We start from the raw sequence: 16,299 nt of genomic DNA, 5'->3' as shown, positions 1-16,299 counted from the left end.
TCCTGTCCACTGTCGCTCACCCGACCTCACCGATGGCCGCACAATTTGAAATCACCAGCATGGCGTTGTTCTGCGACTTCGAGAACATCGCGCTCGGCGTACGCGACGCCAAGTACGCCCATTTCGACATCCGCCGCATCCTCGAGCGCCTGCTGCTCAAGGGCAGCATCGTGGTCAAGAAGGCCTACTGCGACTGGGAGCGCTACAAGGACTTCAAGGGGGGTATGCACGAGGCGTCCTTCGAGCTGATCGAAATCCCGCACGTCCGGCAATCCGGCAAGAACTCCGCCGACATCCGCATGGTGGTGGACGCGCTCGACCTCTGCTACACCAAGGCCCATGTCGACACCTTCGTCATCATCTCGGGCGACTCGGATTTTTCCCCGCTGGTCTCCAAGCTGCGCGAGAACAACAAGTACGTGATCGGCATCGGCGTCCGCGATTCCACCTCGGACCTGCTGGCCGCGAACTGTGACGAGTTCATCTTCTACGACGACCTGGTGCGCGAACAGAAGCCCAAGCGCAAGCCGGCGGAGAAGAAGGCGCAGCCGAAGAAGGCGGCCACCGGCACCGCCAAGGCGTCGCCGCCGAAGAACGAGGACGACAAGCGGCAGGACGTGCTCGACTTCGCGGTCGAGACGGTGGAGGCGCTGATCACCGAACGCGGCAGCGACGAGAAGATCTGGGCGTCGATGGTCAAGCAGACGATGAAGCGGCGCCGTCCCGGCTTCAACGAATCGGCCTACGGCTACCGCTCGTTCAAGGAGCTGATCGAGGACGCGCAGCAGCGCCAGCTGCTGGTCATGAGCCGGGACGAGAAGACCGGCCAGTACAACCTGCGCCTGCCCGCGTCGGAAGAATAGGTCAGGCCGGATCGCCGTCGAGCGCCGTGTACTTGCGCGCCGATCCCCGCGCCTGGTCGACCGGGTACTTCTGCGCGTTCATCGCGATCTTGTCCTCCGCCGCCTGCAGCAGGTCGAAGCCGCCTTCGCCGGCGACCAGCAGCAGGTAGAGGAACACGTCGGCGCACTCTTCGCGCAGGCGCTGGCGGAAGGCCGGATCCTGCTTCAGGCGGGCCAGTTCGGCCTCGTCCTTCCATTGGGTCAGCTCCAGCAGTTCGGCCGCTTCGAGACTGACCGAGATGGCGAGGTCCTTGAGGGTGTGGAACTGGCGCCAGTCGCGTTCGTCGCGGAACTGTTCCAGCTTGCTGATGAGGGTGGCGATATCGGGCACGGCCGTGTCCTGGTGAATGACGATTCCCGCAGTGTGCCGTGCTTTTACGGAGAGCGCCATCGGCGCCGGCGCGTTACGATGTCGCCTCGGTTTCACACGGAGCAAGCAATGCAAGCAGCAACAAAGGACAGCCAGGTTGCGGTGGTCGGCGCCGGCATCGTTGGATTGTGCGTGGCCTGGGAGTTGCGCAAGGCCGGCCATCAGGTGCGGCTGATCGACCCCGAGGCGCCGGGATCGCAATGCTCGTATGGCAACGCCGGCGCGATCTCGACCGGTTCGCTGGCGCCGCTGGCGATGCCCGGCGTGCTGAAGAATGCCGCCGGCATGATGCTCGACCCCGACAGCCCGTTGCACGTCCCGGCCGGCTACTGGTTGCGCGCGGCGCCCTGGCTGCTGCGTTTCGTCGCCGCCGCCGATCCGGCGCGGGTCGAGCGGATAGCCGATGCGCTGGCGGCGTTGTTCGAGGGTGCAATGGAAAACCATCGCGCGCTGGCCGCGGAGATCGGCTGTCCGCAGCGGGTGGTGCAGACAGGGCAGTTGCACCTGTACCGCGACCACGGCGCACTCGCCAAGGACGCGGGCAGCTGGCGGCTGCGGCGGGATCGCGGCGTCAGGGCGGAAGTCATCGACGCCGCCGCGATCCGCACGCTGGAGCCGGCGGTCAGCGAGGCCTACCAGGTCGGCGTGTTCATGCCGGAACAGGGCGCGGTGACCGAACCCTTCCGCTATGCGACGGCGCTCGCCGATGCGCTGCGCGCGGCGGGCGTCGTCTTCACCCGCGACCGCGTGCTCGGTATCGAGCGCGACGGCAACTGGCGGCTGCGTTGCGCCGGAGGCAGCCATGCCGCCACCCACGTCGTGATTGCCGCCGGCGCCTGGTCGGCGCCCCTGCTGCGTCCGTTCGGCCTGCGCGTGCCGCTGGAGAGCCAGCGCGGCTATCACCTGCACGTTGCGCAGCCGGGCCTGTCGCTATCGCGGCCGGTGGTGCTGGCAGACCGCAAGGTGTTCGTGGCGCCGATGGAGACCGGCATGCGCATCTCCGGCACCGTCGAGTTCGGCGGCCTCGCGATGCCACCGACGCCGCGCCGCGCGGCACTGCTCGGCGAGGCGGCGCGCGAAGGCCTGCCCGGCCTGCGGCTGGACCCGCAGCCCGCACACTGGATGGGACACCGGCCCTGCCTGCCGGACTCGCTGCCGGTGCTCGGCCCGGTCGCCGGCCAGCCGGGACTGTGGTGCGCGTTCGGCCACGGCCATCTCGGCGTGACCGGGTCGGCCAATACCGGCAAGTGGATTGCCGGGGCGGTCGCCGGCGGCATCGCGCCGGACCGCTTCGCGCCGTACGCGCCCGAACGCTTCGGCTGACGGTCGCCCCGGTCGCAGCGGCCGGGCATGGCTGTTGTGCGCGGTCGCGCAAGCGGAGAGAAAGGTTTCGCATTTGCACTCCCGCTGCTAATATCGACGCCCATTGAAAAGATGATCAGGGGCGCGGCCGGATCTGTCGGCCGCGACCCCTGGCCAGCATTGGAGACGTGGCGATGATGCAGTGGTCCACCCACTTGCGCAGGAAGCTCAGCAGTTCCCGGCACTGGACCGGCGCCACCATCGGCGCCCTGGCTGCCGCCGGCATCGCCCTGGCGGTGGTGGCCCTGCCGCCGTGGCTGGCCCTGCTGCTGGCGCCGGCGGTCGGCGTACTGCTGTGGCGCGCGGTGTCGGCGCCCGGCCTGCAAAGCGACTCCGCGCTACGGGAGTCGGAGCGCAAGTTCCGCAATTTCGTCGAACAGTCGCTGGTCGGCCTGTATGTCGTCCAGGACGGCAAGCTGGCCTATGCCAACCGCAAGACCGCCGACCTGCTCGGCTACGACGATCCCGAGCAGCTGATTGGCACGCCGATCGCTTCGCTCACGCATCCCGACGACCTGCCGGTCCTGGCCGAGAACCACCGGCTGCGGCTCGAGGGCGAGGTCAGCAGCATCCGCTATACCTATCGCGCCCTGCGCCGCGACGGCCGCGCCGTCTGGGCCGACGTGCACGGCAGCGCCTGCGACTTCGAAGGCCGGCCGGCGATCATGGGCGTGGCCCTCGACGTCAGCCGCCAGGTCGCCTTCGAGCACCAGTCCCGCCTCGCCAACCGGGTCTTCGAGTCGGCCAGCGAAGGCATCATCATCACCGACGCCGAGCACCGGATCGAAGCAGTCAATCCGGCGTTCACCCGCATCACCGGCTATTCGGCCGAGGAGGCGACCGGCCAGCTGTCGCGCATGCTCACCGGACGCGGCGCCGAGGCCAACAAGGACATGCTGGTGCAGCTGAAGCGGGACGGCAGCTGGCAGGGCGAGGTGCGGGACCGGCGCAAGAACGGGGACTGGTATCCGGCATGGATGTCGATTTCCACCGTGCGCGACGCCGAGCAGCGCATCACCAACTACGTCGGGGTCTTCACCGACAACACGCGCCGCAAGGAAGACGAGAACCGGCTGCGCTTCCTCGCCAGCCACGACAGCCTGACCGGCACCCTCAACCGCAGCGGCATGATGGCGCGTTTCGCCCGCGAGATCGCGCATGCCCAGCACGAGGGCAAGCCACTGGCGCTGCTCTTCGTCGACCTCGACCGCTTCAAGACGGTCAACGATACCCTCGGCCACCGCGCCGGCGACCAGCTGCTGGTGGCGGCCACGCAGCGCATGCGGCAGCAGCTGAGCGGCAACGAGATCATCGCCCGGCTGGGCGGCGACGAATTCACGATCCTCGCGCAGGATACGCCGGGGGGCGGCAGCGCCGCCAAGCTGGCCGACCGCATCATCCGCACGCTGTCGCAGCCGTTCTCCATCGACGGCCAGGAGATGTTCATCACCGCCAGCATCGGGGTCGCCTGCTATCCGACCGACGGCGACGATGCGGCCACGCTCCTCAAGAACGCGGACGTGGCGATGTACCGCGCCAAGGAGCGCGGTCGCAACACCTTCCAGTTCTTCACCGCGGGCATGAATACCCAGGCTTTCGAGCAGATGCTGCTCGAGAACAGCCTGCGACGCGCCCTGGAGCGCAGCGAGTTCGAGCTGCATTACCAGCCGCAGTTCGCCAATGCCACCGGCGCGCTGGCCGGCGTGGAGGCGCTGATCCGCTGGCGCCACCCCGACCTGGGCACGGTCTTCCCCGGCACCTTCATCGCGCTGGCCGAGCATAACGGCCTGATCGTGCCGATCGGCGCCTGGGTGCTGCACGAAGCCTGCCGCCAGGGCAAGGCATGGCTCGACGCCGGCCTCTGCTTCGGCCATGTCGCCGTCAACCTGTCGGCGCGCCAGTTTGCCGCCGACGACCTGCTCGACACCATCCGCGCAGCGCTCGACGGCAGCGGCCTGCCGCCGGCGATGCTGGAGCTGGAACTGACCGAAAGCGCGATCATGCATAACCCTGGCGAGGCGATCGAGCTGCTCGACCGCATCCGCGCGATGGGCGTCATGCTGTCGATCGACGACTTCGGCACCGGCTATTCCTCGCTCGCCAGCCTCAAGCAGTACCCGCTCGACAGCCTCAAGATCGATCGCAGCTTCGTCAAGGGCGTGCCGCACGACGCCGACGACGTGGCGATCACCGAGGCCATCATCGCCATCGCCCACAAGATGGGGTTGAAGGTGGTCGCCGAGGGCGTCGAGACGGCGCAGCAGGCCGATTTCCTGCGCGCCGCCGGCTGCGACGTGTCGCAGGGCTTCCTGCTGGGACGGCCGGTGCCGGCGGGCGAGGCCGCGCAGCTGATGGGCGCGCGCGCCGTGGGCATCGCCTAGCACCCCGCAACCCGGCGGGCGGCCCGCGCTGCGGAACGGGTCCATCCTAGCGCACTTCGTACACCCGTCCGGTCTGCAGGCCGTCTACGCTTTTCACGTACGCCTGCGCCACGCGCCGCGCCGGGACCGGCTCGAAACCACGGAAATAGTCCGCATAGACCGGCAGCGATTCCGTCAGCACCGAGGCATTGACGACGTTGATCCGCAGCGCCCGCGGCAGCTCGATGGCCGCGGCGCGGGCAAAGCCTTCGACCGCGGCGTTCACGGTGGTGGCACTGACACCGTAGCGTATCGGTTCCTGCGTCAGGATGCCGCTGGTGAGGGTGATCGAACCGCCGTCGGCCAGCCGGTCCCGCGCCACCAGGGCCACGTTGACCTGCCCCATCAGTTTCTGCCGCAGGCCGATGTCGAACTGCGCCGGCGTCATGTCGGCGAACGGCCCGAAGTGCACTTCGCCTGCCGCCGCCACCACCGCGTCCACCCGGCCGGCCTGGTCGAACAGCCGTTGCACGCTCGCGATGTCGGCCATGTCGACCCGGTAGTCGCCGCCGCTCCTGCCGGCGCGGATCACCTCGTGCCGCTCTCCCAGCGCCTCGGCCACTGCGCTGCCCACGGTGCCTGCGGCACCAATCACGATCACCTTCATGTTCTTCTCCTTGTCTGGTCACCCGCCGGGATCGGCAGGTCAGGGCGCAGTATGAAACTGGTCAGAAAAAGAATAAATGCGCTAGGATGAACAAGATTACAAACCGCAGATTAGCAATATGGACAAGCTGCGCAGCATGGAAATCTTTGTCGCGGTGGCGGATTCGGGCAGCTTCACGGCGGCGGCGGCGGCATTCGACCTGTCGCCGGTCATGGTCGGCAAGCACATCCGCGCACTGGAAGAGCGACTGGGCGCGCGCCTGCTGGCGCGCACCACGCGGCGCCAGCACCTGACCGAGATCGGGCGCCAGTACCTCGAACGATGCCGGCAGATCCTGGCCGACATCCGGGCGGCGGAGTCCGGCGCGGAAGCGATGCGTACGGTGCCGCGGGGCACCCTGAAAGTAAGCGCTCCCGTCTCCTTCGGCGGGCACCGCATGGCGGGCGTCATTGCCGACTACCTCGCTGCCCATCCCGAAGTCAGCGTGGACCTCAACCTTGACGACCGCGTGGTCGACCTGGTCGAGGAAGGCTACGACGCGGCGGTGCGCATCGGCGAACTGCGCGACTCGGGGCTGGTGGCCCGGCCGCTCCTGCCGTACCGGATGATGATCTGCGCCTCGCCCGACTATCTTGCGCGGGCCGGCACGCCGCGCACCCCCGGGGACCTGAAGGCGCACCAGTGCCTCGATTTCGTGCACTGGAACAAGCGGGTGCGCTGGCGCCTGAACGAACCGCTGGAGCCGACCGCGCCACCCGAGAGCCGCTTCCGCTCCAACAACGGCCAGGCGTTGCGCATGGCCGCACTGCGCGGGCACGGCATCGTCATGCAGACCGAGATCCTGCTCGCCGAAGACGTCGCCGCCGGCCGGCTGGTGCCGCTGCTGGAGGCCTACCTGCCGGCGCCGCGCCCGATGCACCTGGTCTATCCGCGCGATCGCCAGGCCACGCCCAAGCTCACCACCTTTGCCAGTTTCATGCTGGCCCGGTTCGGCGCCTGACCCTGGTGAAAACGCGGGCAGGCCGCGCGCCGCGGTTAGAATGCCTGCGTTGCGGCGCCTGCCGCCAGGACCGATATCGCCCATGGCCAAACTTCTCGCCATCGATGGACTGCGCATCGTGCGCCGCGTGTACGAAGCCAACACCGAGGCCGACCCGGAGCAGCGCGCCGACGACGCGGTGCGCCACGCGCTGTCCTCGTTCCGCAAGCTGCTGTCGGTGCAGCAGCCGACCCATGCCTTCGCCGCGTTCGATGCCGGCGGCCACACCTGGCGCCACGATATCCATCCCGCCTATCGCGCCGGCCACGCGCCGCCGCCTGCCGACCTGGTTGCACGCCTCCTGGACCTCCATGCGCAGCTGCAGGCGCTGGGGCTGGCGGTGCTCGGCGTTCCCGGGGTCTCGGGGGACGACGTCATTGCCACCGCCGTGATGCGATGGCTGGATGAAGGCCGCGGCGAGGCGGTGGTGGCGCCCGGCGACAAGGACCTGCATGTGCTGGTCGCGCATGGCGCACTGATCTGGGACCACTTCAAGGGGGAGTGGCATGACCGCGCCTGGGTCGAGGAAAAATACGGTATCGCGCCCGAGCTGCTGCCGGACCTGCTGGCGCTGGTCGGCGACAAGGCCGATGGCGTGCCCGGTGTTTCCAAGGTGGGGATGAAGACCGGCGCACGCCTGCTGCAGAGCTACGGCAGCCTCGACGGCGTGCTGCAGGGCGCGGGGATCCTGATGAATCCGCTGGGCGAAAGGCTGCGCAAGGAACGTGACATGCTGGAACTGTCCCGCCGGCTGGTGGCGCTCAAGACCGACGCGACGCTGGGGGTGAGCTGGAAGATGCTGGCCTTTGCTGCCCGCCCGTGAACGGGCTCAGTGACAGTCCGGCACGTCCTGGTCGAGGTAGACCTCGAACGCGATGTGGCGCACGGCGGTTTTCATCGATTGTTCCAGGAAGCCGGACGACTTCCACTGTGCCGCGGCCTTGCGCAGCAGCGCGGCGCCGGCGGTGTCCGCGGCCGGCAGCAGGAACGCCAGCTGCACTGCCGGGCCCGCCGGCAGGCGCGCCGAGAATTTCTTCCACTCGGGCAGCCGGATCAGTTCCTCCAGCATCGCGCTGTCGTGCACCGCTGCGTCGCAGGCGCCGGTGCGCACCGCCAGCAGCGAGTCGGCCGGCGCACGCTGCACGATCTCGATCGCGCCATACTTCGCCGCCAGCGTGCCCGCATACAGGCCGCCCTCCGACAGGCAGACCTTGCGGCCCTTCAGGTGCTCCCAGCGCTTGATGTCGGTGTCGGTGCGCATGATCGCCATCGGCGCGGCGAGATAGCCGGTCGGCACCAGGGTCATGCCGGGAGCCGGTGCGGCGCCGACGGCCAGCACGGCGAGATCGGCCTTGCCGGCCGCAAGCTGTGGCGCGACCTGCGAAGCACTGCTGCGCACCGTGGCCAGCGGCGCGCCGAGGCGTTTTGACAGGTCCGCCAGCAGCACGCTGTCCAGCGATTCCGGCGTACGGAATTTCATGCCGCCGCGGTACTCCGGGAGCGGGTAGGCGACGGCGGCGACCAGCTTGCCGCGCTGCGCCGCGCGCTCCAGGCCGTCCGCCGCCGTGCCGGGCGACGGGGCGGCCAGCGCCGCGAGCAGCGCGGCCGGCAGGGCGATCGACAGGAAGTGCGGGCGGAAGGTCATCGGCTTACTCACACATACTGGTAGCGCAGTACGCGGTGCTTCAGGTTTTCAAGGAGCAGCTGGTCGATCAGCGGCGCCAGGATCGCGATGGCGAGGATGTTGGTCATCACGCCCACCATGTCGGCGGTTTCGCCCGCGTAGGACAGCGAGCGTCCCAGGCCCTTGCCGAAACCGACCAGCATCTCGGCCGAGATCAGCGCGCGCCACGCGTTGCCGAAGGCGAGCTGGGCGCCGGTGATGAGCTCCGGCATGACCGCCGGCAGGTAGACGCGCTTGATCATCTCCCAGCGCGAAGCGCCCATCACGCGCGCCGCCGAGACGTGCACCTGCTGCACGCTTTCGGTCGCGTTCATTACCGACAGCGCTGCCGGGAAGAATGCCGCGATGGCCACCACCACGATGATCGGCAGGCTGCCAAAACCCATCACGATCAGCAGCAGCGGCACCCAGGCGATCGACGGAATCGACTGCAGGATGATGATGGCCGACTTCAGCACCTCGCGGAAGAAGAACAGGATCGCGCCGACCAGGCCGAAGCCGACGCCGAGCAGCATGGCCGAGCCGTAGCCGGCGCCGAGGCGGCCGAGGCTGCCCCACAGCGCGGCGCGGAAATTCTCCGACTGCACTTCGTCGAACAGGCGGACGATGACGGTGGGCACGTCCGGCATCAGGAAGTCAGGCAGCAGCCATGCCGCGACCTGCCACATCAGGAGGATGAAAACGACCGCCAGTGCGAAGGCGAATTTCTTGCTGTTGCCGGAAAGGCGGGTTCTGGAGCTCATGTTTTACAAATGCGAAGGCCGGCAATGCGCCGGCCGTGTTGTTCTTGTGTCGGTCGCCGCTTACAGCTTGCGCTCTTTCTGCCAGGTGAGATCGAGGATGCTGTCGACGTTGAACGGCTTGCCGTCCCGCGTCTTCAGCGCGCCCTGGTCCTGCAGGATGTTGGCGATTTCCTGCATGCGCGCCACTTCCTTCTGCGTCAGCGCGGCGTTGAAGGTCTGGCTCTTGATCGCATCGGTGATCACCGCCTCGCGCGGTACGTCGCCCTTGGTCAGGGTCTTCAGCGTCGGCTCGGAGATGAAGTAGCCGGCGATCAGCTTCGAGGCGTCGGCCGGTTTCTTCTGCAGCATGTCGATCGCGTCGCGCTGTGCGTCGAGCGACTTCCAGACGGCGTCCTTGCGCTTCTTCAGGGTCTCGCCGGAGGTGATGGTGACCATGCAGGGGAAAGGCCAGACTTCACCGACCTCGTAGATCTGCTTTACCGGTGCGATCAGCTGCGCAATGCTGGCCTGCGGCTCGAACAGGAAGGCGGCGTCGACGCGCTTGCCGACCAGCGACTGCACCGCCACCTGCGGGCTGACGCCCATCACGTTGACGTCGTCGGTCTTCAGGCCGGCCTGCTTCAGCACCACGCCCTTGAGCACGGTGTCGGCGGTGCTGCCCTCGGCCTGCGAGGCCAGGGTCTTGCCCTTGAGGTCGGCGACCTTGCTGATGCCGGCGTCATTGCGGGCAACGATCGCGTGATAGCCGAGCTGCGCGCCGCTCACCACCTTCAGGTCGGCGCCCTTGGAGGCCCAGGCCACCGCATTGGTGAAGCCGAGCACGCCGGAGTCGAGCTGGCCGCCGACGATCGCCTTGATCAGGTCGGTGCCCGACTTGAATTCGACCAGCTCGACGTCGAGGCCGTACTTCTTGTAGAGGCCGGCTTCGTGGGCGACAATGGCCTGCGCATCGTCCATCACCCGCAGGTAGCCGACCTTGAATTTTTCCTGGGCATACGCCTGCCCGCCGAGAACCAGTGCGGCCAGCGCCGCGATAGCGATCTTCTTCATATTCCTGCTCCTTCCACCAGTACGTGATTGTCGTGCTCGGCGTGAATGCCGAGCAATCCCAGAATCTGCCGGCGCACATCCGCGAAGTCCGACAGGTCGTGTGTCTTTTCATAGTGCGCGAGGTTGAATTCCTGCAGCACCGTGGCCGGCCGCTGGCTGAACACGAGGATGCGATCCGCCAGGAACAGCGCCTCGTCGACGTCGTGGGTGACGAGCAGCACCGTCGGCCGCGCCTCGCGGATCAGTTCGCGCAGGGCATCCTGCAGGGTCATCCGGGTCAGCGCGTCGAGCGCGCCGAACGGCTCGTCCAGCAGCAGCGCCTTGGGGCTGGAGATGAAGGCGCGCGCCAGCGCCGCGCGCTGCCGCATGCCGCCGGAGACCTGGTGCGGATAGTAGTCCTCGAATCCCTTGAGCTTGACCTTCTCCAGCCACGCGAACGCCTGCCGGCGGGCTTCGTTGCGGTCGACCTTCTGCAGTTCGAGCGCCATCGCCACGTTCTGCGCCAGCGTCAGCCATGGATACAGCGCGTTCTCCTGGAACATCAGCATGCGTTCCGGATGCGGGCCCTCGACCGGCTTGCCGCCGGCAAGCATCTGGCCGGCGCTCGGCTTTTCCAGCCCGGCGGCGATATGCAGCAGCGTGGACTTGCCGCAGCCGGAAGGACCGACCAGGGCGACCAGCTGGCCTTCGTCGATATCGCGACTGAAGTCCTCGATCACGTGAAGGCCGGAGAAATTCTTGGCAACGTTCTTGAATTGCAGCTTCATTGACTTTCGCCGCAGCATGCGGACCAGTTGGCGCGCCTGGCGCCGGATTTCGTGGAGTGCGGCGCGCGATCGCAGGACGATCCGGCCGCTTGGCATTTTGCCATACCGCACTGTAATGAGCGGAAGTGAACCGGACAAGTATTTTCGGGGACTATGCTTATGCGCCTGGCGAATAAGGCGTGGCGCGGCTTGCCTGTCCACCGGGGACGGCGCTGCTGGTTTGACCCATGCTGCCGGCGTTAGTGCTGGCCGGAGGAGCGATGCGACACGAGCAATATGCACTTTACTACTGGCCCGGCATCCCCAGGGTCGGGGCGAATTCGTGCGGCTGGCGCTGGAAGACGCCGGCGCCGACTATGTCGACGTGGCGCGCGAGGACGGCGGCATGGCGCGGATGCAGGCGCTGATGGAGGGCGCGGAGGTGGCATGCCCGCCGTTCGCGCCGCCCTTCCTCCGGGCGGGCGAGGTGCTGGTCGGGCAGACGGCGAACATCCTGCTCTTCCTCGGGCCGCGCCTCGGCCTCGTGCCCGGTGACGAGGCGGGCCGCCTGTGGGTGCACCAGTTGCAGCTGACCCTCGCCGACTTCGCCGCGGAAGGCCACGACACCCACCATCCGGTCGGGATCGGCCTGTACTACGAGGACCAGAAGGCCGAGGCGAAGCGGCGCGCGGCGGATTTCAGGGCGTCGCGGATACCGAAATTCCTCGGCTACTTCGAGGACGTGCTGGCCCGCAATCCTGCCGGCGGCACCTGGCTCGCCGGCGATGCCGCAAGCTATGCCGACCTGTCGCTGTTCCAGCTCATCGCCTGGCTGCGCTTTGCCTTTCCGCGCGCCATGGCCCGGATGGCGCTGGACTACCCGCTGCTTTCAGCCCTGCATGACAGGGTGGCCGCGCGCAAGCGCATCAGCGCCTACCTCCGCTCCAGCCGTCGCCTGCCGTTCAACAACGACGACTTGTTCCGGTACTACCCGGAACTTGACGATGATGCGGACTGAGTGCCCGAGCGGTAAGTTTTGAGCGCGTCGAGGCTGGCTGAGCCGTATTTTTACCGTACGGGCATTTTTTCTTGTGCATTTTCGGTTTTCGCGTAAAATTTCCCGATCGGTCATATTTTGATCCAAAGGAGCGCGAATGGCAAAGAACTTACCGACCGGGAAGGAAGCGTCTCTTCCAGCCGCTGTTCCAAGCACGGAGGCCCTCGGCCGGCTGGTCCAGGGCGTGCGCAAGCAGCAGGGAATGACGCAGTTCGATGTCGCCGGCCTGGCCGGTTGCGGCAACCGGTTCATCGTCGACCTGGAGAAGGGCAAGGAAACCATCCAGATGCAGAAGGCGCTCGACGTGCTTGCCCTGCTCGGACTGGAAGTCGTGATCCGCAGGAAGGGCGCGGCATGAGCGACGAGGCCGCGATCGCCCGGCTGTCGGTCTACATCGACGGCGACTGCATCGGTACCCTGCATCGCACCGACCCGCTGTCCTTCACTTACACCCCCGCCTGGCTCGACAGGAAGGGCGCGGTCGCGCTGCATCCATCGATCCCGCTTGCGCCCGGCATCCAGCAGTCGCCGGTCGTCCATGCCTTCTTCGAGAACCTGCTGCCCGAAGGCGACCAGCGCCGGATCATCGGCATGCGCCACCACGTCACCTCGGTGTTCGGGCTGCTGGCGCTGGCCGGCGGCGACACCGCCGGCGCGGTGGTCCTGGTGCCGGAGGGGCAGGTGCCGGAACCGCCCGCCTACCAGCCGCTGACCTGGGAGCAGGTCAACGCCCTGCTGTACACCAACGGCGACTTCGTCAAGGAACGCCAGGCGATCGAGGCGGCGGCGGCGGGCCTGCCCCGGCCCAGGCTGTCGATCTCCGGCGCCCAGCTCAAGCTGCTGCTGTCGCTCGATGCCGACGGCATGCCGCTGCGGCCGATGGGCAACTCGCCATCGACCCACATCCTGAAGCCCGACATCGTGCGCAGCGACCTGAAGCTCTTCGCCACTGCGGTCAACGAGACCATCGTGATGCACGCGGCGCAGCTGTGCGAACTGCCTGCCGCCCGCGTCGCGTACCAGCCGCAGACGAAGGCATGCCTGGTCGAGCGCTACGATCGCAAGCCCCGGGCAGACGGGTCGCTTGCCCGTCTCTGGCAGGCCGACTTCTGCCAGATCGACGGCAAGCCCTCCGACGTGAAGTACGAACTCGACGGCGGTCCCTCGCTGAAGACCTGTTTCGACATCGTCCGCAGGGAATCGGTGCAGCCCGCGGTGGACCAGCGGCAGTTGCTGCGGTGGGTGTTCTTCAACCTTTACGTCGGCAACAACGACTCGCATGCCAAGAACCTGTCGCTGCTGGCGACGCCGGACGGCCTGCGCCTGGCGCCGTTCTACGACATGATGAGCACGCGCGTGTATTCCGGCCTGGCTTCCCATTTCGCCTTCCGGATCGGCGGCGAGAACGAGCCCGGCCAGCTCGGGCCGGCACACCTAAAGGCGCTGGCCGCCGAGCTGCGGATGAGCCCCAGGTTTGTCACCGCCATCGCGCAACAGGTGGCAGCGCAGGTCGAGGCGGCGATTCCGCAGGCCGCCGAGTGGGTGATGCGGGACCTCGGCCCGAGCGAGCAGGTGATGGGGGAGCGCCTGCAGCACAAGATCCGCGCCATCGTCACGCGGATGCGCGCCCGCCTGCTCGAACCGTAGCCCGGGCGCGGCTCAGGCGTCGTCCATTGCGGCGGCCGCGCGCAGCAGTGCGGCGAACTCGTCGGCCGGCAACGGCATGCTGAAGTGGAACCCTTGCATTTCGTCGCAGCCGCGCGCGCGCAGGAAGCTTTCCTGCTCCGCCGTTTCCACGCCTTCCGCCACCACCGTCAGGTTGAGCGTGCGCCCGATGGCGACGATGGCCTCGGCGATCGCCTTGTCCTGGGCGCTGCGGCCGATGTCGCGGATGAAGGACTGGTCCACCTTCAGGGTGTCGACCGGAAAGTGCTTGAGCTGGCCCAGCGACGAGTAGCCGGCGCCGAAGTCGTCGATCGCCAGCCGCACGCCCAGCGCGCGGATCGCATTCAGCACGGCCAGCGCCTGTTCGGGATGCTGGACCACCATGCCCTCGGTGATTTCCAGCTCGAGCAGTTCGGGCGCCATTCCGGTTTCCCTGAGGATGGCGGCGATGTCATCCACCAGCCGGTCATCGCCGAACTGGCGCACCGACAGGTTCACCGCCATGCTCACCGGCGGCAGCCCCATCCGCTGCCAGGCGACATTCTGGGCGCAGGCGGTGTGCAACACCCACTTGCCGATGCCGATCACCAGCCCGGTTTCCTCCGCCATCGGGATGAACTGCGTCGGCGGCACCTCGCCCAGTTCGGGGCTGGTCCACCGCAGCAAGGCCTCGACGCCGGTCACGCGGCCGTCCGCCAGCCGGCAGCGCGCCTGGTAGTGCAGGCGCAGCTCGCCGCGCTCCAGCGCGCAGCGCAGCCCATTCTCCATCGTCAGCCGCTCCAGCGACTGCGACACGATCTCCTGCGAGAAGAAGCGGGCGGCGTTCTTGCCCTCTTCCTTGGCGTGGTACATCGCGATGTCGGCGTGCTTCATCAGCTGCTGCTCGTCGCCGCCGTGTTCCGGGAACATGGCGATGCCGATGCTTGCCGTGACCCGGCATTCGCGTCCCAGCAGGACCGCCGGCCTGGACGCCGCCTCCAGCAGCTTGTCGGCCACCGCCTGCGCCTGCGCGCCATCCTGCAGGTCCTGCAGCAGCACCACGAACTCGTCGCCGCCGAGCCGCGCGATCACGTCCCCCGCCCGCAGCGCTCCCTTGAAGCGTGCGCACACCTGGCGCAGCAGCGCATCGCCGGCATCGTGGCCGAGCGTGTCGTTGATCGCCTTGAAGCGGTCGAGGTCGATGAACAGCACCGCGAACACCTGTCCCCGCCGCTGCGCGGCCGCGGTCGCCCTGGCGAGCAGCTGGCTGAACATCATCCGGTTCGGCAGCCCGGTCAGGCCGTCGTGCGTTGCCAGGTGCTGGATCCGTTCCTCCGCCAGCTTCTGTCCGGTGATCTCGCGCGACACGCCGCGATAACCGGTGAAATTGCCGCTGCCGTCGAAGACCGGTTCGCCACTGACGCTGACGTAGTACGCACCGCCGTCGGACAGGCGGCGATGCAGCACCACGTCGCGGAAGGGCTGCCGCGCCGCCAGCAGCGCGCGATAGGCTTGCCAGTCGCCGGACTCCAGCTGCAGTGCCGTCTCCCACGGGCGCCTGCCGAGGAAGAGCGCCTGCACCGCCGCCGCACGCTCATCCCGGCCTTCCATCCGCGTATAGCGGAAATCCGCGTCCTGTTCCCAGTACCAGTCGGATGACAGCTTGGTCAGTGCGCGAAAGCGCGCCTCGCTCTCGCGCAGGGCATGCTCCACGCGGCGCCGCGTCGTCACGTCCCGCAGGATGCCGCGGAAGCCGGTGATCTCGTCGCCCAGGCCGCGCACAAGCTGTACCGAGCCTTCGCCGGTCACGGTGCTGCCGTCCTTGCGCAGCATCTTCCAGTCGAAGCTCTCGGTGGGAACGCCGCTCTGGTACACCCGGTTGAAGATCCGGAAGACCTCGGCCGCGTGCTCCGGTTTCTGGAAGTCGCGGTTGTTGCGGCCGATGACCTCGTCGCGCGTATAGCCGAGCATCCGGCAGAATGCGTCGTTGCAGAGCACCATGTTGCCGGCCACGTCGACTTCGTAGTACGCGTCCCGTATCGATTCGATGATGCTGCGGTAGCGCTCCTCGCTGCTGCGCAGCGCCTGCTCGGTGCGGCGGCGCGCGGTGACGTCGCGCAGGATGCCGCAGAAGCCCGCTTCCCGTCCCTCAGCATCCCGCATCAGCTGCACCGAACCTTCCACCGTGAGGACGTTGCCGTTCTTGTGGATCACCTCCCAGTCGTCCCAGGTTGCGCGCACGCCGGTGCGGAACACGCCGTTGAAGGTCTGGAAGAGGCGCGCGCTCATTTCCGGCGTCTGCAGGTCGCGGTTGGTCAGGCCGGCCAGTTCCTCCGGCTGATAGCCGAGCATCCTGTAGAACGAACGGTTGCCCATCACCAGCTTGCCGTGCAGGTCGACCTCGTAGTACGCGTCGTCCATGGTGTCGAGCACGCGGCGGTACTTCTCCTCGCTCGCATGCAGTGCGTTCTCGACACGGGCGAGCGCGCCGGAATCGAGGGGCGGCGCGGGCAACTTGTCTCCGTTCATCCTTTTCCTGTCCTGCCTGCAAGGCATGCCGTTTTTCCCATTATTGCATTGCCGCCGCTCCTTTGCCCATCGGCAAGAGCCGTGCCTCCCGGCCCTACCGTAGTTCTACCAGCCCACTGGCCCGGGCCCGGACGCCGCGCTATCCT

At 67.7% G+C, this 16,299-nt stretch carries 13 protein-coding genes and 2 pseudogenes; 8 read left to right on the top strand and 7 right to left on the bottom strand.

Translation table 11 applies throughout. From position 1 onward, the window contains the following. Positions 1-32 precede the first annotated feature (32 nt). A pseudogene (locus VIM12_RS02310) lies at positions 33-851 on the top strand (NYN domain-containing protein); the annotation flags it as partial. 13 nt (positions 852-864) lie between these two features. On the opposite strand, the gene VIM12_RS02305 reads toward VIM12_RS02310, so the two are convergent. Continuing rightward, positions 865-1,233 carry a nucleotide pyrophosphohydrolase gene (locus VIM12_RS02305; protein ID WP_331939990.1) on the bottom strand — a complete coding sequence of 123 codons (369 nt, stop codon included), beginning with the start codon at positions 1,231-1,233 and terminating at the stop codon, positions 865-867. A gap of 108 nt (positions 1,234-1,341) precedes the next feature. Between VIM12_RS02305 and VIM12_RS02300 the strand changes: the two genes are divergently transcribed. Further along, entirely contained in the window at positions 1,342-2,595 is a 1,254-nt protein-coding gene (locus VIM12_RS02300; protein WP_331939989.1) for an NAD(P)/FAD-dependent oxidoreductase, read from the top strand. A gap of 173 nt (positions 2,596-2,768) precedes the next feature. Continuing rightward, on the top strand, positions 2,769-5,015 hold the full coding sequence (locus VIM12_RS02295) for a putative bifunctional diguanylate cyclase/phosphodiesterase (RefSeq protein ID WP_331939988.1): 2,247 nt from the start codon (positions 2,769-2,771) through the stop codon (positions 5,013-5,015). 46 nt (positions 5,016-5,061) lie between these two features. On the opposite strand, the gene VIM12_RS02290 is transcribed toward VIM12_RS02295, so the two are convergent. Next, positions 5,062-5,661, bottom strand: a complete 600-nt coding sequence (locus VIM12_RS02290) for a short chain dehydrogenase (protein ID WP_331939987.1) — start codon at positions 5,659-5,661, stop codon at positions 5,062-5,064. 118 nt (positions 5,662-5,779) lie between these two features. Between VIM12_RS02290 and VIM12_RS02285 the strand changes: the two genes are divergently transcribed. Both VIM12_RS02285 and VIM12_RS02280 read left to right on the top strand, forming a co-directional pair. Then, the gene (locus VIM12_RS02285; protein ID WP_331939986.1) at positions 5,780-6,661 is read left to right on the top strand and encodes a LysR family transcriptional regulator; all 882 of its coding nucleotides are present in this window, start codon (positions 5,780-5,782) and stop codon (positions 6,659-6,661) included. Between the two features lie 82 nt (positions 6,662-6,743). Further along, a complete protein-coding gene (locus tag VIM12_RS02280) occupies positions 6,744-7,523 on the top strand; it encodes a 5'-3' exonuclease (protein WP_331939985.1) in 780 nt (259 codons plus the stop codon). Positions 7,524-7,529: 6 nt separating this feature from the next. Here VIM12_RS02280 and VIM12_RS02275 read toward each other — a convergent pair whose 3' ends face one another. The 4 genes from VIM12_RS02275 to VIM12_RS02260 are packed head-to-tail and all read right to left on the bottom strand — an operon-like array spanning position 7,530 to position 10,944. Further along, positions 7,530-8,357: a transporter substrate-binding domain-containing protein gene (locus VIM12_RS02275; RefSeq protein WP_331939984.1), complete on the bottom strand. Its 828-nt coding sequence runs from the start codon at positions 8,355-8,357 to the stop codon at positions 7,530-7,532. Beyond that, the gene (locus VIM12_RS02270) at positions 8,354-9,127 is read right to left on the bottom strand and encodes an ABC transporter permease (protein ID WP_331939983.1); all 774 of its coding nucleotides are present in this window, start codon (positions 9,125-9,127) and stop codon (positions 8,354-8,356) included. The genes VIM12_RS02275 and VIM12_RS02270 overlap by 4 nt, the downstream gene beginning before the upstream one ends. A 60-nt stretch (positions 9,128-9,187) precedes the next feature. Continuing rightward, positions 9,188-10,177 (bottom strand): ABC transporter substrate-binding protein, encoded by a 990-nt coding sequence (locus tag VIM12_RS02265; RefSeq protein WP_331939982.1) that lies wholly within the window; start codon positions 10,175-10,177, stop codon positions 9,188-9,190. Further along, entirely contained in the window at positions 10,174-10,944 is a 771-nt protein-coding gene (locus VIM12_RS02260) for an ABC transporter ATP-binding protein (protein WP_331939981.1), read from the bottom strand. The genes VIM12_RS02265 and VIM12_RS02260 overlap by 4 nt, the downstream gene beginning before the upstream one ends. Positions 10,945-11,204: 260 nt before the next feature. Between VIM12_RS02260 and VIM12_RS02255 the strand changes: the two are divergent. The 3 genes and pseudogenes from VIM12_RS02255 to VIM12_RS02245 all read left to right on the top strand — a co-directional run bounded on the left by VIM12_RS02255 (position 11,205) and on the right by VIM12_RS02245 (position 13,627). Next, positions 11,205-11,941: pseudogene (locus VIM12_RS02255) on the top strand (glutathione S-transferase). Between the two features lie 136 nt (positions 11,942-12,077). Beyond that, entirely contained in the window at positions 12,078-12,338 is a 261-nt protein-coding gene (locus VIM12_RS02250) for a transcriptional regulator (protein ID WP_331939980.1), read from the top strand. Continuing rightward, positions 12,335-13,627, top strand: coding sequence for a type II toxin-antitoxin system HipA family toxin (locus VIM12_RS02245; RefSeq protein WP_331939979.1), 1,293 nt, complete (start codon positions 12,335-12,337; stop codon positions 13,625-13,627). The genes VIM12_RS02250 and VIM12_RS02245 overlap by 4 nt, the downstream gene beginning before the upstream one ends. Before the next feature lie 12 nt (positions 13,628-13,639). On the opposite strand, the gene VIM12_RS02240 is transcribed toward VIM12_RS02245, so the two are convergent. Continuing rightward, positions 13,640-16,153 carry a sensor domain-containing protein gene (locus tag VIM12_RS02240; RefSeq protein WP_331939978.1) on the bottom strand — a complete coding sequence of 838 codons (2,514 nt, stop codon included), beginning with the start codon at positions 16,151-16,153 and terminating at the stop codon, positions 13,640-13,642. Positions 16,154-16,299: the final 146 nt, after the last annotated feature.

The sequence above is a fragment of the Noviherbaspirillum sp. genome, from assembly GCF_036563305.1.
Classification (GTDB): domain Bacteria; phylum Pseudomonadota; class Gammaproteobacteria; order Burkholderiales; family Burkholderiaceae_D; genus Noviherbaspirillum.
This window is presented reverse-complemented; position numbering and strand designations above follow the sequence as displayed.

Excerpts from the sequence above, each read along its gene's own strand:
- VIM12_RS02300 (WP_331939989.1), top strand. The coding sequence starts at position 1,342 with ATGCAAGCAGCAACAAAGGACAGCCAGGTTGCGGTGGTCGGCGCCGGC.
- VIM12_RS02295 (WP_331939988.1), top strand. The coding sequence starts at position 2,769 with ATGATGCAGTGGTCCACCCACTTGCGCAGGAAGCTCAGCAGTTCCCGG.
- VIM12_RS02290 (WP_331939987.1), bottom strand. The coding sequence starts at position 5,661 with ATGAAGGTGATCGTGATTGGTGCCGCAGGCACCGTGGGCAGCGCAGTG.
- VIM12_RS02285 (WP_331939986.1), top strand. The coding sequence starts at position 5,780 with ATGGACAAGCTGCGCAGCATGGAAATCTTTGTCGCGGTGGCGGATTCG.
- VIM12_RS02280 (WP_331939985.1), top strand. The coding sequence starts at position 6,744 with ATGGCCAAACTTCTCGCCATCGATGGACTGCGCATCGTGCGCCGCGTG.
- VIM12_RS02270 (WP_331939983.1), bottom strand. The coding sequence starts at position 9,127 with ATGAGCTCCAGAACCCGCCTTTCCGGCAACAGCAAGAAATTCGCCTTC.
- VIM12_RS02265 (WP_331939982.1), bottom strand. The coding sequence starts at position 10,177 with ATGAAGAAGATCGCTATCGCGGCGCTGGCCGCACTGGTTCTCGGCGGG.
- VIM12_RS02260 (WP_331939981.1), bottom strand. The coding sequence starts at position 10,944 with ATGAAGCTGCAATTCAAGAACGTTGCCAAGAATTTCTCCGGCCTTCAC.
- VIM12_RS02250 (WP_331939980.1), top strand. The coding sequence starts at position 12,078 with ATGGCAAAGAACTTACCGACCGGGAAGGAAGCGTCTCTTCCAGCCGCT.
- VIM12_RS02245 (WP_331939979.1), top strand. The coding sequence starts at position 12,335 with ATGAGCGACGAGGCCGCGATCGCCCGGCTGTCGGTCTACATCGACGGC.
- VIM12_RS02240 (WP_331939978.1), bottom strand. The coding sequence starts at position 16,153 with ATGAACGGAGACAAGTTGCCCGCGCCGCCCCTCGATTCCGGCGCGCTC.